Annotated in this window: 1 pseudogene; it reads left to right on the forward strand. The window is 71.5% G+C overall.

What is annotated here, in order from left to right:
* Positions 1–221, forward strand: a pseudogene (locus H926_RS34150) (MFS transporter); the annotation flags it as partial.

The following is a 221-nucleotide window of genomic DNA, read 5'->3' on the forward strand; positions in this document are numbered from 1 at the left end:
CTGTCCTTGCTGCTCGGCCTGGGCACGCTGGCGCTGCCGGCCACGGCCTTGCCCAAGCCTGCCGGCGCGAGGGCGCAGCGGCCGATCAGCCCGGCGGGATGGCGCCTGTTGCTGGCCATGGGCCTGTTTGCCGGGGGCAGCCTGTCGATCTGGCCGTTCATGGAACGCGCCGCCCACGCCATTGGCCTGCCCGCCACCACGTTTGGCTGGTTTCAATCGCT

The sequence above is a fragment of the Novosphingobium sp. B-7 genome (assembly GCF_000410615.1).
Lineage (GTDB): Bacteria > Pseudomonadota > Alphaproteobacteria > Sphingomonadales > Sphingomonadaceae > Novosphingobium > Novosphingobium capsulatum.